At 47.2% G+C, this 22,496-nt stretch carries 19 protein-coding genes; 4 read left to right on the forward strand and 15 right to left on the reverse strand.

The window, feature by feature from the left end; translation table 11 throughout:
• Positions 1-21: 21 nt before the first annotated feature.
• The 4 genes from AC58UU_RS07285 to AC58UU_RS07300 form a co-directional block, all read right to left on the reverse strand.
• Complete coding sequence (locus tag AC58UU_RS07285) at positions 22-894, reverse strand: YicC/YloC family endoribonuclease (protein WP_497314293.1); 873 nt, start codon at positions 892-894, stop codon at positions 22-24.
• Positions 895-935: 41 nt separating this feature from the next.
• Positions 936-2,810, reverse strand: a complete 1,875-nt coding sequence (locus AC58UU_RS07290) for a bifunctional homocysteine S-methyltransferase/methylenetetrahydrofolate reductase (protein ID WP_497314295.1) — start codon at positions 2,808-2,810, stop codon at positions 936-938.
• A 34-nt stretch (positions 2,811-2,844) separates the two neighbouring features.
• Positions 2,845-3,675, reverse strand: a complete 831-nt coding sequence (dapF, locus tag AC58UU_RS07295; RefSeq protein WP_497314297.1) for a diaminopimelate epimerase — start codon at positions 3,673-3,675, stop codon at positions 2,845-2,847.
• A gap of 303 nt (positions 3,676-3,978) precedes the next feature.
• Positions 3,979-6,771 (reverse strand): calcium-translocating P-type ATPase, SERCA-type, encoded by a 2,793-nt coding sequence (locus tag AC58UU_RS07300; protein WP_497314299.1) that lies wholly within the window; start codon positions 6,769-6,771, stop codon positions 3,979-3,981.
• A 225-nt stretch (positions 6,772-6,996) separates the two neighbouring features.
• Here AC58UU_RS07300 and AC58UU_RS07305 point away from each other — a divergent pair, with 225 nt between their 5' ends.
• A complete protein-coding gene (locus AC58UU_RS07305) occupies positions 6,997-8,757 on the forward strand; it encodes an Rqc2 family fibronectin-binding protein (protein ID WP_497314301.1) in 1,761 nt (586 codons plus the stop codon).
• Between the two features lie 63 nt (positions 8,758-8,820).
• Here AC58UU_RS07305 and AC58UU_RS07310 read toward each other — a convergent pair whose 3' ends face one another.
• From AC58UU_RS07310 to AC58UU_RS07335, 6 genes are all read right to left on the reverse strand, one after another.
• Positions 8,821-10,143 carry a UDP-glucose dehydrogenase family protein gene (locus AC58UU_RS07310; RefSeq protein ID WP_497314894.1) on the reverse strand — a complete coding sequence of 441 codons (1,323 nt, stop codon included), beginning with the start codon at positions 10,141-10,143 and terminating at the stop codon, positions 8,821-8,823.
• A gap of 42 nt (positions 10,144-10,185) precedes the next feature.
• The gene (gene galU, locus AC58UU_RS07315) at positions 10,186-11,067 is read right to left on the reverse strand and encodes a UTP--glucose-1-phosphate uridylyltransferase GalU (protein WP_497314303.1); all 882 of its coding nucleotides are present in this window, start codon (positions 11,065-11,067) and stop codon (positions 10,186-10,188) included.
• Positions 11,064-11,921, reverse strand: a complete 858-nt coding sequence (locus tag AC58UU_RS07320) for a PHP domain-containing protein (protein WP_497314305.1) — start codon at positions 11,919-11,921, stop codon at positions 11,064-11,066. Before AC58UU_RS07320 ends, galU begins: the two co-directional genes overlap by 4 nt.
• Before the next feature lie 75 nt (positions 11,922-11,996).
• Positions 11,997-12,908 carry a selenium metabolism-associated LysR family transcriptional regulator gene (locus AC58UU_RS07325; protein ID WP_171648691.1) on the reverse strand — a complete coding sequence of 304 codons (912 nt, stop codon included), beginning with the start codon at positions 12,906-12,908 and terminating at the stop codon, positions 11,997-11,999.
• A 112-nt stretch (positions 12,909-13,020) separates the two neighbouring features.
• A complete protein-coding gene (locus tag AC58UU_RS07330) occupies positions 13,021-13,458 on the reverse strand; it encodes a hypothetical protein (RefSeq protein ID WP_029195611.1) in 438 nt (145 codons plus the stop codon).
• 211 nt (positions 13,459-13,669) lie between these two features.
• Entirely contained in the window at positions 13,670-13,933 is a 264-nt protein-coding gene (locus AC58UU_RS07335) for a YlbG family protein (RefSeq protein ID WP_029195610.1), read from the reverse strand.
• Between the two features lie 47 nt (positions 13,934-13,980).
• Here AC58UU_RS07335 and AC58UU_RS07340 point away from each other — a divergent pair, with 47 nt between their 5' ends.
• Positions 13,981-14,985: an asparaginase gene (locus AC58UU_RS07340; protein WP_497314308.1), complete on the forward strand. Its 1,005-nt coding sequence runs from the start codon at positions 13,981-13,983 to the stop codon at positions 14,983-14,985.
• Positions 14,986-14,988: 3 nt separating this feature from the next.
• On the opposite strand, the gene AC58UU_RS07345 is transcribed toward AC58UU_RS07340, so the two are convergent.
• The 3 genes from AC58UU_RS07345 to AC58UU_RS07355 form a co-directional block, all read right to left on the reverse strand.
• A complete protein-coding gene (locus AC58UU_RS07345) occupies positions 14,989-15,426 on the reverse strand; it encodes a YlbF/YmcA family competence regulator (protein ID WP_497314310.1) in 438 nt (145 codons plus the stop codon).
• A 147-nt stretch (positions 15,427-15,573) separates the two neighbouring features.
• The gene (locus tag AC58UU_RS07350; RefSeq protein ID WP_497314312.1) at positions 15,574-17,583 is read right to left on the reverse strand and encodes a helicase-associated domain-containing protein; all 2,010 of its coding nucleotides are present in this window, start codon (positions 17,581-17,583) and stop codon (positions 15,574-15,576) included.
• Between the two features lie 43 nt (positions 17,584-17,626).
• Positions 17,627-19,309 carry a DNA repair helicase XPB gene (locus tag AC58UU_RS07355; RefSeq protein ID WP_497314314.1) on the reverse strand — a complete coding sequence of 561 codons (1,683 nt, stop codon included), beginning with the start codon at positions 19,307-19,309 and terminating at the stop codon, positions 17,627-17,629.
• Positions 19,310-19,504: 195 nt separating this feature from the next.
• Here AC58UU_RS07355 and AC58UU_RS07360 point away from each other — a divergent pair, with 195 nt between their 5' ends.
• Together AC58UU_RS07360 and AC58UU_RS07365 are read left to right on the forward strand one after the other, a co-directional pair.
• The gene (locus AC58UU_RS07360) at positions 19,505-19,879 is read left to right on the forward strand and encodes a thermonuclease family protein (protein WP_497314316.1); all 375 of its coding nucleotides are present in this window, start codon (positions 19,505-19,507) and stop codon (positions 19,877-19,879) included.
• A 25-nt stretch (positions 19,880-19,904) separates the two neighbouring features.
• A complete protein-coding gene (locus AC58UU_RS07365) occupies positions 19,905-20,060 on the forward strand; it encodes a LysR substrate-binding domain-containing protein (protein ID WP_497314896.1) in 156 nt (51 codons plus the stop codon).
• A 111-nt stretch (positions 20,061-20,171) separates the two neighbouring features.
• Here the strand turns inward: AC58UU_RS07365 and AC58UU_RS07370 are convergent, their stop codons facing one another.
• Positions 20,172-21,245, reverse strand: a complete 1,074-nt coding sequence (locus AC58UU_RS07370) for a Gfo/Idh/MocA family protein (protein ID WP_497314317.1) — start codon at positions 21,243-21,245, stop codon at positions 20,172-20,174.
• Positions 21,246-21,303: 58 nt separating this feature from the next.
• Positions 21,304-22,452 (reverse strand): Gfo/Idh/MocA family protein, encoded by a 1,149-nt coding sequence (locus tag AC58UU_RS07375; RefSeq protein WP_497314319.1) that lies wholly within the window; start codon positions 22,450-22,452, stop codon positions 21,304-21,306.
• Between the last annotated feature and the right edge of the window lie 44 nt (positions 22,453-22,496).

Below are 22,496 nucleotides of genomic sequence, written 5' to 3' on the forward strand. Positions count from 1 at the left end.
CTCGCGAAGCTCCATGCCGCTTCACTCGATATTCTGTATTTGTTCGCGCATCTTCTCAAGCTCTGCTTTCATCGTAATCACTCTAGCCGTAGGCTCCGAGTGATTGGACTTGGATCCGATCGTGTTCACTTCTCGATTCATTTCTTGAATCAAGAAATCCAACTTTCGTCCAACAGGCTCTTTCTCTGTAAGCAATTGATCACATTGCTCAAAATGACTCTTCAGTCGAGTTAATTCCTCATCCACATTCGAACGATCTGCGAATATCGCAATTTCTGTCGCTAAGCGCTGCTCATCCACAGGCGTCTGATCCTGAAGAAGTGACTGAATTCTGTTCGTCATCTTAGCCGCATAGTCTTGAACCACCTGAGGTGCTAAGGCTACCAATTCGACATGGATTCGCTTCAGTTCCGCCAAGCGCTCACGAATATCTTGCTCCAGAAACGCTCCTTCCCGCAGCCGCATGTCGGATAATCTGGCAACGGCCTCCTGCAAGCAGGCGCATAGTTCCTGTTCAATCTCTTCATCAGGTTCCTTACGCGACTCCTTCATCTGAATGAGATCCGGAAGTTTCAATAAATCTTTGAGCTCGACCTGCTCAGCATACCCATAGCGCTCCTTCAACTGCTCCGCAGCCTGCAAATATGCATCTGCCAAAGCAAAGTTAACCGTTACACTCTTCGGGGAAGCCGTTTCACGTTCCGCCGTGACGAAGACGTCTACCCGTCCTCTCTTCACCGCTTGCAGCACCGTTTTCTTCAAAGCGTCTTCAAAAGCCGCCCATTCCTTCGGCAATCGGATCGACACTTCACTATACCTATGATTGACCGATTTCACATCGATAAACACGTTGTATCCCGCAAAAGAACGATTCGCTTGTCCGAATCCGGTCATACTGCAAATCATCCTTATCACATCCATTAACCTATTTTAATTCATTTTGAAAGTGGGTACAAGTGGAAATCATGCCGATTCGACTTTTCCCATACATACTTCGTCAGGTCTACGCACATCTCATAGGCCAGAAAAGGGGTCATCAGATAGATGCCATTAAAGAAAGGCATTGCTGCATCCAGCAGCTCTTTGGCAATCTCAACGCCCATTGCCCGCCCTTCTGGACCCTTGAGTCCATTCATGCGTTCTCTCACTTCATCGGATAACCGAATACCTGGAACTTCATTGTGCAGATATTCAGCGTTCCCTCCGCTAGCTAGCGGAGCAATACCTATGAAAATCGGTATATTTAAATGCTTCGTAGCTTCATAAATTTGTTCAATCAGCTTGGCGTCGTAGACGGGCTGCGTCATGATGTAATCGGCGCCTGCTTCAATTTTGCGTTCCAAGCGCTGAACTGCTTTATCCAGATGCTTCACATTCGGATTAAAAGCAGCCCCTACAACGAAGTTGGCCTTCTGCTTAAGCGGCTTACCCGAGAAAGCAATGCCCTCGTTAAGCTGCTTAATCATCCGAATAATCTCGAATGAGGTCAGATCGTAAACAGAGCTAGACCCAGGGAGATCGCCGAATTTGGCGGGATCGCCGGTCACGGCCAGCACGTGGTCAATGCCCAGCGCGTGAAGACCCATCAGATGGGACTGCGTCCCAATCATGTTGCGGTCGCGGCACGCGATGTGGATCAGCGGACGCGCGCTTAAGCGTTCCTGCACGAGGTACCCGAGGGCCAGATTGCTCATGCGCGTCACGGCCAGTGAATTGTCGGCCATCGTAATGGCGTCGACATGCGCATCCTGCAGGGCCTTCGACCCCTGCATAAATTTCTCGATGTCGAGATCCCGAGGGGGATCCAGCTCGACGATGACAGTTTTGCGCTGCTTCACGATTTCGAGCAGCGAAGGTTTGCCTGCCGGTGGCGCAGGCTTCGCCGGGGCGGGTTCGCTCACGCGCACAGTTCGCGCGGAGGCCAACGTACCAGGCGCTGCCGGGACGTAGCCTTGCAGCGCCTGAGCGACGGCGGCAATATGCTCCGGCGTGGTGCCGCAGCAGCCGCCGATGATGCGAGCGCCGAGGTCAGCGAAACGCAGCGCGCTCTCGGCGAAGTACTGAGGCGTCGCCGCATAGGTATAGTGCCCGTCGACGTAGTCGGGCAGCCCCGCGTTCGGGAACGCGGAGAATGGGATGCCGGCGATTGGAGTTAGCTTCTCCATCGAACGGAGAATCCCATTCGGGCCGACGCGGCAGTTGAAGCCGATGACGTCAGCCCCGCCGTCGCGTAACCGTTGGAACGCTTCCTGTAGCGGAACGCCGTCCTGTGTGCTGCCGGTGCCTTCGTTAGCGAACTGACAAATGACAGGCAGCTCACTCATGCTGCGAATGATACGCAGCGCGAGCTGCAGCTCTTCCAAATCATAGAAGGTCTCAAGCAATAGCCCATCCACTGGCGAATCCAGTAAGATGCTAATCTGCTCACGCAATGATTCCTCAACATCCGTTGTACGAACGTTTTTGCGCTTGCCCGCACGAATAGATCCAATAGCCCCAACAACATATGCTTCGTCACCAACCGCTTTTCTGGCTAGCTCAACACCTGCGCGGTTAATCGCTTCAACATCGCCTTCTAGTCCGTACTTGGATAATTTTTCGCGATTTGCCGAGAATGTATTCGTTTCAATAAGACGCGCACCTGCCTCGAAATAACGGCGGTGCACGTCAGCAACCGTTTCCGGCCTAAGCAAATTCAATTCTTCATAAGAAATGCCGACAGGAAATCCCATCTGATATAAATAAGTCCCCATAGCGCCGTCACCGACCAAAATATCCCGCTGCAGCGCCGTACGAAGATCCAATTTCATGATAAATTCCCCACCTACTAAAAATGTAATTAACTTAAACCGTGCCCGTAAACACTTCTTCCGCAGGTCCGGTCATATAAACATGGTTGTCCGCTTCATTCCATTCAATAAACAACTCTCCGCCTTTGAGCGAAACAGTCGCTTCACGGTCCGTTAAACCGTTTAACACAGAGGATACAAGCGTTGCACAAGCGCCAGTTCCGCAAGCAAGTGTAGGACCTGCTCCTCTTTCCCAAACGCGCATATCCGTGTAAGCACGATTTTTCACCGTTGCGAATTCGACATTGATTTTACGCGGGAACATCGGATGCACTTCAAGCTTCGGCCCCCATGTGGCAAGATCGAAATTCACAGCATCCTCCACATAAATGACACAGTGCGGGTTCCCCATCGAAACAGCAGTAAAATGAAATTCTTTCCCGTCAACTTCAATCGGGTAATTGATAACTTTAGCTTCATCTACCGTAGTTGGGACTTGAAGGCCGTTCAGGATCGGTTGCCCCATATCCACGCGAACAGTCCGAACTTTGCCATCTTGTACGTTTAATTGCACCTTTTGTACGCCTGCACCAAGTGTTTCAACGGTAATCTCCGTTTTATCAATTAGCTTATGATCGTATACATATTTAGAAACGCAGCGGATGGCATTGCCGCATTGCTCGGCTTCAGATCCGTCGGAGTTAATAATGCGCATTTTGAAATCAGCATTGTCAGAAGGAAGAATATAGACGATGCCGTCAGCTCCAATACTAAAGAAACGATTGCACAGCTGGATTGCACGCTGATCTGCATCAGCAGGAAGTTCTTTCTCACCAGCTACTACGATAAAATCGTTGCCTAGACCATGCATTTTCGTGAAATTCATTGTTTATAGCACTCCCAGTATGCGGTTTAGCCATTATCATAGCGTAAAAATGTCTAGATGCATAGTCCTTCCTTCCCATTCCAACCGAATATCTCTCTGATTCGCCATGACATGAGCTAATGGGATAGTGTTAATAGATCACTAGTAAAAGAGTTAAATAAATCATGTTCGATGGAATTTGGGTGCAGCAGAAAAAGTATTTATTCATTTGTTTACATCTCTTCCCCATGCATAATGAGCCTCTGGAATTGAGATCTAAGGCTCGTTTCAAGCAAAAAAGCCGCCTCACGGCAGCTTTAAGCACTATCTGAAGCTCGGTTTGGAAGAATTATACGAAACAGAACGTGAATTTTTATTGCGTTTTGGCGACAGCACACTGCCCAGCCCCATTAAGAAGGTCGGAATGCCAGCGGCGATCAGAACCAGAATCCAATCCTTCCAACCAAGTGGAACCGTTTTGAAGATAGGTTGAAGAGCTTCCACATACATAACGGCCAACATCAATATTAGCGAGGAAAGCACTGCGAGAACAAGGTAACGATTTTGAAAAGGATTACGGTGGAAAATAGAGCGTGAACTGCGGCAATCAAATACGTGAATGAGTTGAGCCATGACCAAAGTGGCAAATGCTACGCTTTGCGCTTTCAGTAAGGTATCAGCATCAGAAGGGTTGACTCGTAATACGAGCCAGAAAGCACCTAAAGTGCAAACGCCGATAAGAATACCTCTAGAAATAATTTTCCAACCTAATCGTCTTGCGAAAATATTTTCTTTCGCCGAGCGTGGCTTGTGCTGCATCAAATCCTTCTCCGCTTGATCAACACCGAGCGCCATAGCAGGAAGGCCGTCGGTGACAAGATTCACCCATAGAATTTGAATCGGAACAAGCGGCAAAGGCAGACCAGCCATCATCGCGATGAACATCGTCATAATTTCGCCCACATTAGAAGCAAGCAGATACCGAATGAATTTACGAATATTTTCATAAATACCGCGTCCTTCTTCAATCGCCGCAACAATCGTTGAGAAGTTATCATCGCTGAGAATTAGAGAGGAAGCTTCCTTGGATACATCAGTCCCTGTAATCCCCATCGCGATGCCGATATCCGCAGCTTTGATCGCTGGCGCATCATTCACGCCATCCCCCGTCATGGCGACAACATGTCCTTTGCGCTGCAAAGCTTTGACGATACGCAGTTTATGCTCAGGGGATACCCTCGCATACACGTAGGTATCATTCACTTTAGCATCTAGTTCATCGTCCGAGAGCCCTGCAATCTGTTGACCACTCATGCTGACCCCATTCGATTGAATCATGCCGAGCTGCTTAGCAATCGCCTCAGCTGTCGTCTGATGGTCACCTGTAATCATGACCGTTTTGATGCCTGCTTTACGGCATTTCGAGATAGCTTCACGCACTTCTTTGCGCGGTGGATCGATCATGCCGGTTAATCCAACAAAGATCAAACTGTTTTCCACATCTTCATAATCCTCGTATCGGTCACTGCTCTTAAGTTCTTTGTAAGCAATCCCCAATACCCGCAGAGCGGATTTGGCCATGCCTTCATTCGCAGAAATCACTTTCTGTTTAAGGGTAGATGTGAACGGAATCACCTTTCCATCCCAAAGAATGTAGCTGCAATGCTGGATTAGAACATCAGGAGCTCCCTTCGTGCAAGCCATCCGACCATGCTCAGAAGTAACAAGCACAGACATCCGCTTACGCTCAGAATCAAAAGGAAATTCAGCAATACGCTTATATTTTTCACTTAGCGATTCCTGGGTAATGCCACTCTTCGCACTCAGGACAACTAATGCACCTTCGGTTGGATCCCCTTTTATGTTCCAAACAGAGACAACGCCGTCATTGCCATCCTTGCCCTTCTTCCGTTTCAACTCCTGCTTTTCCTCATACAAAGTTGCATTATTACAAAGTACGGACACATGAAGCAGCTTACTAAGTGATGGGTTCCTAAGCACATCGGTGTTTTGTCCACTTAATTGGATATCCCCAACCGGCGTATAACCGTCACCCGTCACTTCCAACACGTCACCGCCCACCCATAAGTGGGTAACCGTCATTTTATTCTGAGTCAGCGTTCCTGTTTTATCAGAACAGATGACCGAGGCGCAACCTAACGTCTCTACAGAAGGCAATTTCCTTACAATGGCTTTACGCTTAATCATTCGCTGTACACCGAGTGCAAGCGCAATGGTTACTATAGCCGGAAGTCCTTCCGGAATAGCGGCGACGGCTAAGCTGACACCGGCCAGGAACATCGCATAAGGTGGTTGTCCATGCATAATACCTGCGATAACAACGAGGACAGTCAATGCGATAGCGACAATGATCAGAATCTTCCCAAGCTGTTCCAAACGATGCTGAAGCGGCGTTTCCATAGATTCTGTATTTTGAATCAGATCAGCGATTTTCCCCATCTCTGTGCTCATCCCGACACGAACAACAATGGCTTTGGCTGTTCCACGCGATACCATCGTACCCATGAAACCCAGATTACGCTGATCCCCAAGAGGTACTTCATCGTTAGATATAGCCGATGTTATTTTACCGACGGCTACCGACTCTCCTGTTAAGGCTGACTCCTCGATATATAAGCCATTCGTTTCCAGAAACCGCACATCTGCCGGCACCCGGTCGCCACTTTCGAGCAAAATAATATCGCCTGGGACCAAATCACGAGCTGGTATTTGATGAATTGCGCCTTCTCTCCACACATTTGCGTTAGGGGCTGACAATTCTTTAAGTGCACGTAATGAACGTTCCGCCCGAAATTCCTGTGTAAAGCCAAGAATGCCATTCATCACAATAATAACGATAATGGTAATGGCATCTAAATATTCACCCAACAAGCCGGAAATCAAGGTCGCCCCCAATAAGACCAGCACCATGAAATCTTTGAATTGATTCAAAAGCAGTGTAATCGGAGAAACACGCTTCCCTTCGGAAAGCTCGTTTCGACCAACTTCCGCCTGTCGCTTCCAAGCTTCCTCCCAGGGCAATCCTTGCTGCATGTTCACCTGCTGTGACTGCAGGACTTCCTCCGACGTCAACTGGTACCACTTATTCTGACTCATCCGCCCTTCTCCCTCCCACTTCCACATGATCTCGACATTAACTCATAAGTAAATGTATTCAGACAAGCAGGAAAATATCCCTGAAATCATCTTTCTTGCCGACTAACGCTTAAGTTTTTGTGAAAAGTATGGCATCATAGAGGTTAGCAAAGTTTTTAACCGAGGAGCTAATTGCGATTTCAACGCACATTGCAATTAGCTCCCTAGAATGGAGTTGTATGTATCATGGCTTTAGACGGACTAGTCCTTCATGCAATTGTTCACGAACTGCAAGCGTGTGTAGGAGGCCGAATCAATAAAATTCATCAGCCAACCGAAAATGACGTTATTATGCACATCCGAGCACAAGGGCAAAATGTGAAACTTCTTCTTTCAGCAAATCCTACCTATCCGAGGGTCCAAATCACCGAGCAGTCCTCTTTAAACCCAATGGATGCTCCTATGTTCTGTATGCTGCTTCGCAAGTACTGTGAGAGCGGTGTTATTGAAGCCGTGGAACAAATAGGTATGGAACGTGTCATCCGTTTGCAAATTCGTCATCGCGATGAATTAGGAGATATGAGCACCAAACAGATTATTGTGGAAATTATGGGCCGACACAGCAATATTATTCTTCTGGACCCGGCAACAGAATCGATTCTCGACGGCATCCATCACGTAACGCCTGCCATTAGTTCTTATCGGATTGTTATGCCGGGTAGCAAGTATGTCACGCCCCCTGAGCAGGATAAACAAAATCCGCTTGAGGCCGATGCCTCATCGTTCTTGCAGGCTATTCATCAAGATTCCGGTGAAGATGAGTCCACGGAGAAACCTGAACAAAAATTAGTCGCTGCATTTAGTGGGCTAAGTCCTTTGATCGCCAAAGAAATCGTATTCCGCAGCCGTCAAGGTGGGAACAACGAACAAGAAGATGACCTAGCGGCCTTGTGGACAGCTTTCGATGGTGTCATGACGGCTGTACGTCAGCATCGCTACGAACCCGTCATTGTAGAGCAAGAAGGTACCGGTAAATTATTCTTTGCCATGACACCTTTAACACACATTACCGGCATTTCCACGTCCTATGCGACACCAAGTGATTGTTTAGAGCACTTTTATGGCGACAAAGCGGAAAGAGATACGGTCAAACAACGTGTGGCTGATTTGCTCCGTTTTTTGCATAATGAAGCGAATAAAAATGTTAAAAAGTTGGAAAAACTTCAAGAAACCGTTGATGACTCCAAAGATGCCGACAAATATCGGATTCTCGGTGAGCTGTTGACAGCCTCCCTTCACCTGATCAAAAGAGGGGATCGCGAGGTCGAGATCATCAACTACTATGATGAGGACCAAGCTTTGATAAAAATAAAGCTGGAACCGCTACTGAATCCCTCTGAAAATGCACAGCGGTATTTTAAAAAGTACACAAAAATGAAAAACAGCACGGCGATTGTCGAGGAACAAATTGCACAAACTCATCAAGAGATTACGTACTTAAACTCCTTACTGCAGCAGCTTAGTGTCGCTTCTTTAACCGATATCGAAGAGATCCGCGATGAGCTTATGGAGCAAGGTTATGTACGGGACCGCAATAAAAAACAGCGTAAAAAGAAAAAGAAAGATAAGCCGGCTTTGGCCTGCTACCTTTCCAGTGATGGTGTCCCTATCTATGTTGGTAAAAATAATACGCAGAACGAGTATTTAACGAATCGACTTGCCTCTTCGATGGATACGTGGCTGCATACGAAGGATATTCCTGGCTCCCATGTCGTTATTCGCAGCGATAGCTTTTCAGAGACTACCCTGCTGGAAGCAGCCCAATTGGCCGCTTATTTTAGTCAAGCCAAACATTCCAGCCAGGTCCCTGTTGATTATACAGCCATTAAACATGTCCATAAACCAAATGGATCCAAACCCGGATTTGTCATCTATGTGAATCAGAAGACGCTATTCGTGACGCCGGATGAGAACATGATTAAGCAGATGAACGTAACGATAAAATAAAATTTCCATTTAAGAATAAAGAACCTAGCGAGTTAACCCGCTAGGTTCTTTTGTTTCATATTTTTATGAAATAACCATGTCCAACATGGCTGTTTTTCTGCCGATCGACACATAGGTAAACCCGAGTCTACTCATCTCTTCCGGCTCAAACATATTCCGTCCATCCACGATGAGAGGTTGCTTCACAAGGCTTCTAACCAGACGCCAGTTCAAGCGGCGAATATCTTCCCACTCCGTCGTGATAACCACGGCGTCAGTCTCATGGAGGGCAAGATAAGGATCGGTGAACAGGTTCACTTCCGGAAGGAGCCGAGCGGCATGCCCTGTAGATACAGGGTCATAGGCATTAACTATGGCGCCCCGTTCTTTAAGTGCGGCAATAATATCGAGCGCAGGAGCATCACGCAAATCATCTGTATTCGGCTTAAAAGCCAAACCCAAGACAGCTATTCGCTTCCCGTTCAAATTGCCGACTGCACGTTCAATTTTATGTACAAAGCGTTCTCGCTGGAGGTGATTCACTTCAATCACGGAACGTAATATTTTGAAATCATAATCGACGTTCTGAGCAAGCTTAAGCTGCGCTTTCGTATCTTTGGGGAAGCAAGAGCCCCCGTATCCAATGCCTGCGTTCAGAAAATGAGGACCAATGCGGCGATCCAGCCCCATGCCTTTGGCCACAAGGCCAACATTAGCCCCCACTTTCTCACACACATGAGCCATTTCGTTAATAAATGAAATTTTTGCTGCCAGAAATGCGTTGGAGGCGTATTTGATAAGCTCAGCGCTTTCGCGGTCTGTCAGAAGCAGCTCAGTTTGTAAAGGATCGTGTAGGGCAGCGATTCGAGCCCCTGCTTCCGGGTGATCCGCACCAATGACGACACGATCCGGATGAAAGGTATCCTCTAACGCAGAACCTTCTCTAAGAAATTCAGGGTTAGAAACGACATGCATGTCTAAATGAGCAGCAGCTAACGACTTCAACTGCTCTTCTACCCAGCGACCAGTTCCTACCGGTACTGTACTTTTCATCACAATGATTTTGGAAGTCGTGGAATAGGTGGCAATACTTGCAATGACACTGTTAATTTGGGTCATATCCACATCCCCATTGTCCTCTGTTGGTGTTCCAACAGCAATGAAGATGATATCGGATAAGAATATGGCATCACTGATTAGTGAAGTAAACGATAGGCGGTGGGCTAGCAGATTGGACGAGACTAACTCCTTCAGACCAGGTTCATAGATTGGAATATCCCCTTGCTGCAAGCAAGCTATCTTTCCTTCGTCACGGTCAGCGCAAATAACCTGATGCCCCATCTCCGCGAAGCAAGTACCCGATACCAGTCCGACATATCCCGTTCCAATAACCGCAATTCGCTGCACCTGTACCATTCCATCCAACCTCCCAAGTTTCATCGCGTTTCTCTATTTCAATTCCAACTGACGAATCAGAGATAATAGATAGGCTTTTACTTGGTCCTGTAAATCCGGACGCTGCAAGGCAAGCTCGATGGTCGCTTCAATGTATCCCATCTTATCGCCAACGTCATAGCGCTTAGCTTGCATCAGATAGGCAGCCATTTGCTGATGCCGATTAAGTACACGCAAAGCATCGGTCAATTGAATTTCGCCGCCGCGGCCAGGCTCTTGTCTCTCCAAAATGCCGAAAATTTCCGGCATGATGATATACCGCCCAATAACGGCTAAATTCGAAGGTGCCTGATCACGGTCCGGCTTCTCAACTAGATCTTCGATCAACTGGTAGTTACCTAAGCTACTTGAGGGAGAGACGATACCATACTTACTTACATCTTCCCATGGCACTTCTTGCACAGCAATGACGGACGTTTCGGATTGTTCGTAGATGTCCATCATTTGCTTAAGTCCTGGCGGCGAGGATTGGAGAATATCATCGCCAAGCAGAACTGCGAATGGCTCATCGCCAATAAATTTGCGGGCGCACAGAATCGCGTGACCAAGTCCGAGAGGCTGCTTTTGCCGAATATAGTGAACATCGGCCAGATTCGAAACGGATTGTACGATTTCGAGAAGCTGTGTACTACCTTTTTCCTCCAACATCATCTCAAGTTCAACCGATTTGTCAAAATGATCCTCAATTGCGCGCTTATTGCGTCCAGTGACAATAATAATATCTTCAATGCCAGATTCAATCGCTTCTTCCACGATATATTGAATGGCCGGTTTATCAACGATAGGCAGCATCTCTTTGGGCTGCGCCTTTGTAGCTGGCAGGAAACGAGTTCCTAAACCTGCTGCAGGGATAATAGCTTTGCGAATTTTCTTCATGTACGCTGCTCCTTCTCTGGCCTGAGGCTTTGTAAAACATCGATTCCTATTCGCCTCGAACCGATAGGTGCGTGGAATACTACACCGCCTCGTTCACCATGGAAATCGGAACCAGCCGTTATAAGAAGCCCGGAGCGCTGTGCAAGGCTGAGATATTTCGCCTCTTCTTCCGGCGTATGGTCTGAGTGATAGACTTCAATACCGTCCAAGCCTTGATGAATAATTGCCTCTACAAGGGCATCATCATGGTAAATACCCGGGTGTGCGAGGACGGCCTTTCCTCCCGCTTCTTGGATCCACCCAATCGCTGTAGCTGGCTCGATCCTTGGTGGATTGGCATAAGCGGCAGCACCAGTTCCTAAATATCGGTCAAAAGCCTCGCTAATCGAGCTCACATAGCCTTTGTTTAACAGTACCGCAGCGATGTGAGGCCTTCCAACTGTGTCACCCTTACTCTTAATATTCTCTACTTCCCGCAGCACTTCCGCCATTGTGATGTCTAGTCCTAGCTGCTGCAAACGCTCAATGATCATGTTATTGCGGGTATCTCTCGTTTCTCGCAAAGACGCCAGTCTCTGAAGAAATTGCTCACTATTAATGTCAATATAATAACCTAGCACGTGAATATCTTGCCCATTAGCAACCGTGGAGATTTCAACGCCTGGCACGACCTCAATACCAAGCTCACGACCCGCTGAGAGCGCCTCTGCGACACCTGAGACTGTATCGTGGTCAGTGATCGCTATAGCTCCTAATCCGGCGTCGAAAGCCATTTGAACATTAGCCGCAGGGCGCTCAGTCCCATCTGATGCTGTCGTATGTGTATGTAAATCCGCTTCGATTCTTGCAGACATTTTCTATTCCCTTCCTTCATCGTAAATGACAACTATGAACTCATCATTAAGCGAACTGTAGATTTATGTAAAATATTAAAGAAAGCGGCTCAAATCCTCTTGTCGCAAGAAGGTCATGAAGCTTACTGCCGATATTGGAAGCAGCGTAGAGTTCAAGTAAATAGCATAGAAGCTGCGTTCGAAGGCAATGTTCTCGATCTGCTTCACTTTAAAGAGGCCTAGCGTCACTTCATGCTTGACGGACGACTGGGAAAGAATAGATATACCCAAACCCGCTTCAACAGCAGATTTGATAGCACCAGTGCTGCCAAGCTCCATGACAATCTTCATGGAAGAGCAATCCATGTTGCAGCGCGCAAACTCCTCTTCCATCACTCTTCTCGTCCCGGATCCTTGCTCCCGAAGAACAAACGGATATTTCAACAGCTCCTCCAGTGTTACAACCTCCATATCGGCTAGCGGATGGTCCGCAGGCACGATAAGCTTAAGCTCATCACTAAGAATCGCTTCAGTATGGACATCCGGATGATGAATGGGCGCTTCTACAAGTCCGAAATTGAGCTGATGGCTCAGGACCTCGTCCAAAATCTGGGCCGTATTCATCACTTTCATCGATACGGAGATGTTAGGATAGTCTTTGCTGAAAGGTCCAAGAAGGCGAGGTAAAATGTATTCCCCCATCGTTAAGCTGGCGCCCAACTGCAGCCGTCCTTCAATCATTTTCGTAAATTTGGACATGGCAACGTCCGTCTCACGTATTAGCTCAATGCTGTTTTTAGCAAAAGGCAGCAGAGCTCGTCCCGCTTCGGACAGCTCGATCTTTTTGGTGCTGCGGTGAAATAGCTTGACGCCGAAATAATCTTCCAGTGATTGTACCTGCATGGTCACCGCAGGCTGTGTCATATGTAAGGCTCCCGCCGCATGAGAAAAGCTGCCTTTCTCCGCCACGGTAAAGAAAATATGTAGTTGATGAAAATTAAGTGCCATGTAAACCCGCCTCTCTTTGTTTCCATTATATGAAATCGCAAGCACACAGTCCATTAGGACGCAAAAAAGAGCATGCCGTCATCGACACACTCCAAATAAGCAACCTATTCGGTTATCGACGCTTACGACTGTTCTTGATCAGTGTCATGCGACGTGAGTGTCTAAGCCAAGAATAATAGGACTTCAAATCACGAAGCTCCATCGTTTCTGACATTTTCCCAAGGAAAGTAACAATAATCATTTTGTGAAGCGGATTGCCCACGAGATCAGTCTCATGTTCCAAATGGGAGAACTCAGCAACAACGACAAGGTCATCATCAATGAGATAAACGTCTTCTTCATTGCGATAATAAGGGACGATGCTATCATTTTTAAGCTTTTCCCACAGAAAAGCGCAAATTTCCTCGAGTGAATTGTTTTCGCTAGAAACACGATCACTCCATCTCAGCTTCGCATGATTCGTGATCACGACATCCGCCACTTTCTTGTCACCCAGCTGTACGAAGAATGGTTCATAAGTACTCCATCTCCCCATCACCTTGTCTTTCATGATCACAACCCCTTTCCTACTAAAATGAGACCGTGTACCTATTCCCTATCTGTCTGTAAGTTATATTTTACTTGATTATAACTTTTTTTCCCATGAAAGAATATATAAAATTATTAATAAATATTTGTGAAATCATGAAAAAATGCTTATTTTCTAAAAATTCAAAAAATAAAAAAAGCTTCTTACGAAGCTTTCGTTTTGCACTGCAGCCTCAAAGGGTGTAAAATCTAGTTTTGTCCGGCACATCACTACTGTATTCGGTTTTAATTTCGTTACGGTAAGACTTCTCTACCTTTTTGACGTATGGGAGCTTCAAAAGGTTCCGTGTTGTCTCATCTACTTTGCTGGCATGTATATAAAGAACGGCATAATTCATTTTCTTAGATATGTAATGAAGGGAACCGAACCGTTCCAAGTTTCTCGCGGCTTTGATATCGTTTACCCAAATGATTAATCCGCTACGCTCGATCATCATGATTGCAACCTCTTTTCAATAATCCTAGTATGGAGTGAACCCACTACATGAAGCCTTCTGACACCATTGTCCGCGTATTCCGTGGAAGCATAACAGAAAGTATTCACCGCGTCCACCTCGCGGTCGTTAACGCTGAAGGGACGCTGCTGCATCAAGCGGGCGACCCGCAGCTGCTCACCTTCGCCCGTTCGACGGCGAAGCTCATTCAAGCATTGCCGGTGATAGAATCCGGCGCGGCTGATCATTTCGGCCTCACCGATGCCGAAATCGCCTTATGCTGCGCTTCCCACAACGGGGAAGCCGAGCACGTGAGCACTGCCCAGGGTATCCTGGGCAAGCTCGGTTACCATCATGAGCACCTGCAGTGCGGTGCTCATGAACCTTACCACGCGCCGACCGCACAGGCGATGCGCGAGCGAGGAGAATCCCCGAGCACTTTGCACAACAATTGCTCGGGCAAACATTCGGGCATGCTAGCGTTAAGCGCACACCTTGGTGCATCGCCGGATACCTACATGAGCATCCAGCATCCTGTCCAACAGCTTATGCTCGATGCAGTATGCGCCATGACCGGCGTACCAAAGCCGCAAATGCAGCTCGGGATTGACGGTTGCGGGGTGCCCGTATTCGGCATGAGAATTGACCAACTAGCACTTGCCTTCGCCAGACTAGGCAGCCCTGTAGAATTACCGCAAGTACGTGCAAACGCTTGCCAAAGAATTGTCGATGCGGTGCGAAAATATCCTCAATTCCTCGCGGGAAGCGACCGCTTCGATACGCGATTAATCGAGGTAACCAAAGGCCGTATTATCGGCAAGATGGGAGCAGAAGGCATCTTCGCTATCACGATTCCTGAGCAGGGACTAGGCTTCGTCTTAAAGATCGAAGACGGTCATGTTCGGGCCTTGTATCCCGCTGTCGTCGAAGCTTTGAAGCAGCTAAGCTTGCTTTCGGAATCCGAAGTAGCCGAACTTGCATCCTATCATACCCCTACTATTTATAACTGGCAGGGAACCGAGGTCGGAATCATCCGCCCCGATTTCCAGCTTTAGTTCTTACCCGCAATTCCCGCTGCAGCTTCCACCGGAACTGCAGCCTTTGCCAGTTGGAAGTGGATTATTGCTTGGGACTTTAATTGTATCGGAGACCGCATGGGCGATCGTTGTGGAAACTGTAAACAGCAAATCGTCCAAACGGTCTTCAGCTTCTTTAAACTTACGCACCGCTTCAACAGCATGCAGCTTCTCCTGAATCTCATTCACCGCGGCTAAGGCTTCGTGATAGCTTGGGTGGTAATGCCCGAAGCGTTCACATTCCTCGAAAGCATCTTTCTTTCTGGCGAAAACCGCTTTAAGATCCCGAACTTCCGCGCTGTTCTCCACAGCGATCTTCCAATATAAATAATCTGCCACTTCAGCAGAGGAATTAATCATATCACCCATGTCATAAGCCTGCATAAGAACGGCCGACATATCTATTGTTTCTGCTTCCATTGTCTGTAACATAACTACGATCAACATCCTTCCTCTCAAAGAATAGATAACATCTCTACTATACCACAGTTCCTCAAGAGTTTCTTCCTTTTCTCTTTGCAGCGAAATCCTCGTCCATTTGATATTTGATCATTCGCTCAATCTAACTTATGTATAAACACCTTCATCATTGATACCAGGCAAAATAAGCTTCATTTCCTCCCAATCCTCGCTCGCCAGAGAAATCTCCTGATATTCCTCCATTCCTTCCAATATCCAGCCCGACCGTTCTTCGCGAAGAATTCGGGGGATAATGAAGCGATTTCGCCCTTCTTTACGAAGCTGCAGAACGCTTTTCCATTCAATTGCTTTGCGGATCATCTCTTTGCGAGTAGAGCCATGATACTCACGAAATTCCTTAATCCAGCTTACAGGAATATCCTGCATATTCGGATACAACTCAGCCCGCTCCGGCAAATGGGCATCCATTTCATAGAGCTGGATGGTATCCCGTGAATAACAAAGGCCACCTGTCTGATTTTCGGACGAAATCTGGGGATTGGAAATCGCTGTATTCTCTTCTCTTCGGCTGCTTCTTGGATTGAAACCCATATTCTCTAGACACTTCGTAAGCACAGTAAGATGTTCACGCAAAATAATAAAGTCTGATCCGCCAACACGGTCCCCAAGAAGGGGTAGGCATTTCTCGTTTCTAAGCAAGGCCTCCGCAATATCCTCGGAACGGCAGCGAAGCAGTGTTACTTCTTCGATATACAGCTTACCGGCCTGCTCCCCCCATTGCTGTAAAGTAATCGTAATATGAGCGGGTACTTCGTAAAGAGCATTATCGTGAAGAATCTGAATCATCTCTTCGCTGCTCATCCCCTTTTCCCAAGCACGGTAGAAGCTTTCTTTGGTTATGCGATAGGTACGAACAAGATCTGTCGCTTGGAGGTCAGCGAAAACCGCGATATCCCATTCTGTGCGAAGAGGAACGTCAGGGGGGAGCAACAATTCGAAATCCGGCTGCACATAGAGCGAGGGACGCACTTCAATATGCGTTTCTGACGATCTGGGGTTATCATCCTTATCCTGTATGGCCTCTTGTATCGGTGTGACTAACCATCGAAACCATAGATGATCATCCTTGTCGGTACCCAACTCTATGAAACGGAAAACAGACAAAGGAGCCATCCATGTGCTCATGATAGACTTGCGAAGCGATGATTCCTCCATCACCTGCCCCCCGAGGGAACAGCAAGAACGGATTCCTTTTATAATAACGTCCACATCATACCACTGCCCGAACTCTCCTCTCTCCATCAATGATATGCCATGTTCAAGCCAGACAGGTGCAGGAACCAACAACTGACGCCAATTCTGATATAACCGCCCCTGCTGCCTATCGTAGGAGTCCTGAAGCCACCTTAGACAGGCCTGCTGGTTGAAAAGGTAACGGTCACCTTGACTATGAATAGAAAGGAAACCCATGCGAATAGCCATTTCAATCATTAGCGCGGAAGGTTCGTCATAAACGTCTCTAAATGCGTAAGTAAGCCCAGCTGAGCGTAAAATATCATTAGGCAAGGCTAGATGTTCCATTAGCTTTTGCAGCTGCTTTTTATGTAAAGTTCCTTTGTTCGTGAGCGGTAGAGATGATTGATGGTTACAAGCCACAAGAAAATGAAACAGTTGCTGTGCCAAGCCTCTAGGATGTATCGGTGCAGCTGCATCTGATGTGTTTAATTGCCCAAAGCTCACGGCTTCCCACAGCTCAAGAGCCAAATCCTCTTTACCTGTTTGAAGCTGATCTGACGGATATAATAACATCTGCCATGCTGCAAAAGCATCCTCAGGCAGGATAAAAAGCTGCTCCCCCCAAGCTTTGCGAAAAGCCGCAATAATACCTGTTCGTCTAAGTCCTAAAAGGCCTAGGGCGACTTGCGCACCCGCCATACGAAGAGCTGCTTGCTTATCCAATGCTTCTCTTGTAAATGGTTCACAGCCGAATGCGGATAATATGAGACGCAAAGTATGCTTTTCATCCAATGACAAACGCCGATTCAACTCAGCAAGGTACTTCTGATCCGTCATTAACTCAGGTAATGCCACTCCTTGTTCTAGGAAAGAAGAGCACCATTTTTGTTCAATAATGAGCTCTCTCAGTTCTCGGGGCATGTTCCTATCCATATGTTCAAATCTCATCCTATGCTCCTTCTCGTCATTTCGCCGCTTGATTCCAACTCGTTATGCTATATTGATAGCCCTGTTCAACTAGAAACAACTGCCTTTTCATTGCAAAATCCTGCTCCTTCGTATCCTCGCTAATTAGAGAATAGAAGACAGCTGCGTTCGTACCGCTGCTCTTAGGGCGAAGGATGCGTCCAAGCCGCTGCGCCTCTTCTTGCCGCGAACCATAGCTGCCCGACACCTGAATGGCTACAACGGCATCGGGCAAGTCCACTGCAAAATTAGCAACCTTGGATACAATAAGGAGGGGCACCCGACCCTTCTTGAATTGTTCGTATAGGTCCTCACGGATTTCATGCGCCACTCCACCGCTGATCATGGGCGCGCCGGTATGGGCAGCGATAAGCTCCAACTGACTAATATATTGGCCAATAATTAACGTCTGTTCATTAGCATGAAGCCGTAGTAAGTGGTCTATAACGTCTAGCTTAGCGGCATTTTCTCCAGCAATCCTGAACTGCTGCCTAGCACCCGAGGCTCCATAACGATCTCGATCGAAAGCCGATAGAGACACTCGTACTTCCTTGCAGGCGACCTTGGCTATCCAGCCCTTTGACTCAAGTTCTTTCCAAGCCATATCATATTTCTTCGGTCCCACAAGTGAGAAAACGTCTTCTTCTCGACCGTCTTCCCTAATTAATGTAGCCGTTAACCCGAGTCTGCGAGTCGCTTGTATCTCTGCTGTGGCTCGAAAAACGGGGGCTGGCAGAAGATGAACCTCATCATAAATAATCAACCCCCAGTCTCTCTGACTAAAGAGCCGCATGTGCGAGAATTCGTCTTCTTTCTTCCCTCGATGCGTCAAAATCTGATAAGTCGCAATCGTAATAGGCCTTACTTCCTTCGTAGTTCCGTTATATTCCCCTACCTGATCTTCCGCTAATCCCGTTTTACTCAATATCTCACGCTTCCACTGCTTCACCGAAGTAACATTGGTTGTCAGAATCAATGTAGCACAGTTGCACCTAGCCATCGCGGCTATGCCGACCACCGTCTTCCCTGCTCCACAGGGAAGCACCAACACACCGCTGCCGCCTTCTCCGACACCGTTAAAAGCATCTACAGCATGCTTTTGGTAATCCCGTAGTTGGAAAGGCGTTTCCATCGTATCTTCATTCCGAAGCTGAATCGGAAGATACTCACCGTTGCGATAAGCGGCCAAATCTTCTACAGGATACCCCAGCTTGATAAGTTCTTGCTTCAAGACACCACGTGAAATCGGAGAAATAGCAATAGCCCGCTCTCCGCGGGTATCCTCTAAATACCTCTTCAACGAATCGTACGCGCTAATTTCTTTTAACACGACCGTATCATCACTAACTAAATAGAGCTCATTTCCGACATTCTCCATACGCAGTATGCCGTAACGCTTCACATATTTACGTATGCTGCTCAGTACCGCGGGAGGGACACCAAATTTCGCATATCGCTGTAAAAAAACCGACATTTCTTCTATTGGCATCCCAGCAGCTGATGCATTCCATAGAGATAATGGCGTAATCCGATACGTATGGAGATGTTCCGGGCTTTTGATCAGATCCGCGAAACGGGATATTGTCCCCCTTACAGCTTCAAATTCCGGGTGATTCGTTTCCACTAATATCGATAAATCACTCTGTACAATCAGAGGGCGGGTAGGATCCATGGCAATCATGTGCTGCCTCCTTTTTTCCTAGTATGAAAGGAAAGCACTTGATTTAAACATCCCCACCATGCTAACGTCTAAAACATACTTAAGGAAATGCTTACGAAAACTCAGTATATGCTTACGATGCAAGTTTTCCTAAAGGAAAACTCAGCCAATGCTTACGAAGATAGTTTTCTTACAAAAACTCTAAGGAGGCCCTTCATGCGCAAATGGAAAATCTCTCTTGCTGCGCTGCTTAGTCTAGTTATCTTGATGACTGCTTGTGGGAGTAAACCCACAGCTGTAGCTGGCAGAGAGCGTGTAAAAGTGGAACGTATCGTGGACGGTGACACGTTTGAGGTCACGATGAAGGGGAAGAAAGAGAAAGTTCGATTAATTGGTGTGGACACACCGGAGACGAAGAAACCTAATACACCGGTTATGTTTTATGGGAAGGAAGCAAGTGCTTATACGAAGAAGCGATTGGAGAAGGAAACCGTCGAGCTTGAATTTGATGTAGATAAGAAGGATCAATATGATCGCTTGCTCGTTTACGTATGGAAGGATTACGATAAAGCATTTGATACCAAAAAATAACCAATAACTACTCCGCTGCCGCAATATATTCGAAAAGATGCTGCGCAAACACCAAATTCAATATACCCTGACTTATGAAATCAATAACTATGAGACGGTCAAAAAATGCGTGATGCATGGACTGGGTCTTTCCTTGGTTCCCAAAACGACCGTTACCGCTGAACGCAAAACGGGCAGCTAGCGATATTACCGCTAGACTACCCGAATTTTAAGCTAAACGTACAGCTATGTTATCATGCCAAAAGGCAATTATCGATGCCCATGAAGGCTTTTGTCCAGCTAATGTGTAGACCTACTCCACACGGACTGCATTCGCCTGAGCAAGCAAGCACAGCTCTGCTGCTTTGAACGTATGCGCCTGTGTCATGGCATGCTCAGTACGATTCAGACAGTCCAAGATCAACTGGCCGAAGAAAGGAAAGCCTACTTGTCCATGGAGGCTGTAGTGCTTTTCTCCTTGCTGGTTGACCAGGTATAGCTGATCTCCCTGCGGATCGCGAGCGATGTCAATATATTTACGTAGTTCAATATATCCTTCTGTTCCTAAAATAACCGTCCGTCCATCTCCCCAAGTACCCAGACCACTCGGAGTAAGCCAATCCACACGGAAATAGTTTGTCGCCCCGTTGTCCCCAATCAGTGTAGCGTCACCGAAATCCTCCAGCTCCGGATAATCCTTCGCATGGTAATTCGCCACTTTGCTGCTAACAACGGTAGCATCCTTGCACCCCGCATAATGCAGAAACTGTTCAATTTGATGACTGCCGATATCACAGAGAATGCCGCCATAATTTTCCTTTTTGAAAAACCAATCCGGGCGATTCGATGCACCCAGTCGATGCGGCCCTAAACCAATGACCTGTACGACACGGCCAATTGCACCCTCTTCAATAAGCTGTCCTGCGAAAACGGCACTTTCCACGTGGAGACGCTCACTGTAATATACCGCAAATTTCCGACCCGTCGCTTCAACAGTTGCCTTGGCTGCAGCCAGTTGATCTAACGATGTGAAAGGAGCTTTATCTGTAAAATAATCTTTGCCATTCTCCATCGCTCGGACACCTAACGCTCCGCGTTCCGAAGGTACAGCAGCTGAAGCGATTAGCTTGACTTCGGCATCGTCAAATATTTCTTGCTCAGACGCAGCCACCTTCACATGGGGATACTTCTCAACGAAAGCCTTTACCTTAGCAGCGTCCTGATCATAAACCCATTTGAGCTCTGCTCCTGCTTCCTGCAAGCCATTGCACATACCATAGATATGACCGTGATCCAAGGCAATCGCTGCGAAAACGAACTCCCCTTTTTGAACGACAATGTTTGGCTTCCCTTTTGGTGCGTAATTCATTCCATCGCTTTTCTGCATGTCCGAATTCCTCCACTATCCTACCCATGTGCGCATTAGCGCGGGGTGTTCATGTTTTTTAGACCACAAGTGTTTTAAAGCCAGCCTCTTTATTGACAGTGGAATTTTTTATTTTATCTTGCAAATGCTGCTCGAACAGTTCTTCGTCAATCGGCAGGTCAACCCAATTATCTGTCCACGTCGACAACAGCATGGCGTTGGAAAGCATCAGACCTTTGATTCCTTCTTCCCCTGGAGCGACCAATGGCGTGCCATGTAGAATGGCATCCACCCAGTTTTGCGTGATGCCTTTGTGGCCTGTTTCTTGCCCCTCAATTGGAATCTCGCACTTCCAGCACTCCGGTTGGCCAAATCCACCTTTGAAGGTTTCATTAAATTCTCTCTCAGATACACGCAAACGCCAGAAAGTTAGCTTGCCATCCTCGATCACAATTTTACCGCGGTCACCGGACAACTCGAATCGATTCGTACCCGGTGCTTCGCCCGTCGTTGTAACGAATAAGCCCGTAGCGCCGTTCTCATACTCTACGAATGCGGTTACATCGTCCTCTACTTCGATTTTGCGATGCTTTCCGAAATAACAGAATGCACGAACTCGTTTAGGCATCATATCGATCGTCCACTGCCACAAGTCAAGCTGATGCGGATCCTGGTTAATGAGTACACCGCCGCCTTCGCCTGCCCATGTTGCACGCCAGCCGCCTGAATCGTAATAGCTTTGGGATCTGTACCAATTCGTAATAATCCAGTTCGTTCTGCGAATTTCACCAAGCTCTCCGGAAGAAACCAGATCCTTCAACTTCTTATATAATGGATTTGTACGTTGATTGTACATCATACTGAATACTTTACCTGAAGCTTGCGCAGCTTCGTTCATTTCACGAACTTGTTTGGTGTAAACACCTGCTGGTTTCTCACACAATACATGAAGTCCGGCTTTAAATGCACGGGCAGCTACATCTGGGTGATCATAGTGTGGAGTCGCAATCAATACACCGTCAATTGTCCCCGAAGTAAGGAATGTATCGAGATTGTCGAATAATTGGACGCCTTCACCTAGGTTTTCTTTCGCCCATTCCAAGCGGTCCGCTCTGAACTCACAAATAGCGGTTAACTGAGCACCCTTCACTTCATTGTTCACCAAATATTTGGCATGTCCGGTTCCCATATTGCCCAGACCAATAATACCAATCCTTACTTTCTCCATATGGTTATCACCTTTTTCTTGTTAGATTCACAATTATTGAACAC

This window comes from Paenibacillus sp. JT22N1, from assembly GCF_059692155.1.

Excerpts from the sequence above, each read along its gene's own strand:
- AC58UU_RS07355 (WP_497314314.1), bottom strand. The coding sequence starts at position 19,309 with ATGATTGCCATGGATCCTACCCGCCCTCTGATTGTACAGAGTGATTTA.
- AC58UU_RS07320 (WP_497314305.1), bottom strand. The coding sequence starts at position 11,921 with ATGTCTGCAAGAATCGAAGCGGATTTACATACACATACGACAGCATCA.
- AC58UU_RS07335 (WP_029195610.1), bottom strand. The coding sequence starts at position 13,933 with ATGATGATCGAGCGTAGCGGATTAATCATTTGGGTAAACGATATCAAA.
- AC58UU_RS07375 (WP_497314319.1), bottom strand. The coding sequence starts at position 22,452 with ATGGAGAAAGTAAGGATTGGTATTATTGGTCTGGGCAATATGGGAACC.
- AC58UU_RS07340 (WP_497314308.1), top strand. The coding sequence starts at position 13,981 with ATGAAGCCTTCTGACACCATTGTCCGCGTATTCCGTGGAAGCATAACA.
- AC58UU_RS07285 (WP_497314293.1), bottom strand. The coding sequence starts at position 894 with ATGACCGGATTCGGACAAGCGAATCGTTCTTTTGCGGGATACAACGTG.
- galU (WP_497314303.1), bottom strand. The coding sequence starts at position 11,067 with ATGAAGAAAATTCGCAAAGCTATTATCCCTGCAGCAGGTTTAGGAACT.
- AC58UU_RS07290 (WP_497314295.1), bottom strand. The coding sequence starts at position 2,810 with ATGAAATTGGATCTTCGTACGGCGCTGCAGCGGGATATTTTGGTCGGT.
- AC58UU_RS07330 (WP_029195611.1), bottom strand. The coding sequence starts at position 13,458 with ATGAAAGACAAGGTGATGGGGAGATGGAGTACTTATGAACCATTCTTC.
- AC58UU_RS07345 (WP_497314310.1), bottom strand. The coding sequence starts at position 15,426 with ATGGAAGCAGAAACAATAGATATGTCGGCCGTTCTTATGCAGGCTTAT.
- AC58UU_RS07350 (WP_497314312.1), bottom strand. The coding sequence starts at position 17,583 with ATGCCCCGAGAACTGAGAGAGCTCATTATTGAACAAAAATGGTGCTCT.
- AC58UU_RS07360 (WP_497314316.1), top strand. The coding sequence starts at position 19,505 with ATGCGCAAATGGAAAATCTCTCTTGCTGCGCTGCTTAGTCTAGTTATC.
- AC58UU_RS07300 (WP_497314299.1), bottom strand. The coding sequence starts at position 6,771 with ATGAGTCAGAATAAGTGGTACCAGTTGACGTCGGAGGAAGTCCTGCAG.
- AC58UU_RS07305 (WP_497314301.1), top strand. The coding sequence starts at position 6,997 with ATGGCTTTAGACGGACTAGTCCTTCATGCAATTGTTCACGAACTGCAA.
- AC58UU_RS07370 (WP_497314317.1), bottom strand. The coding sequence starts at position 21,245 with ATGCAGAAAAGCGATGGAATGAATTACGCACCAAAAGGGAAGCCAAAC.
- dapF (WP_497314297.1), bottom strand. The coding sequence starts at position 3,675 with ATGAATTTCACGAAAATGCATGGTCTAGGCAACGATTTTATCGTAGTA.
- AC58UU_RS07325 (WP_171648691.1), bottom strand. The coding sequence starts at position 12,908 with ATGGCACTTAATTTTCATCAACTACATATTTTCTTTACCGTGGCGGAG.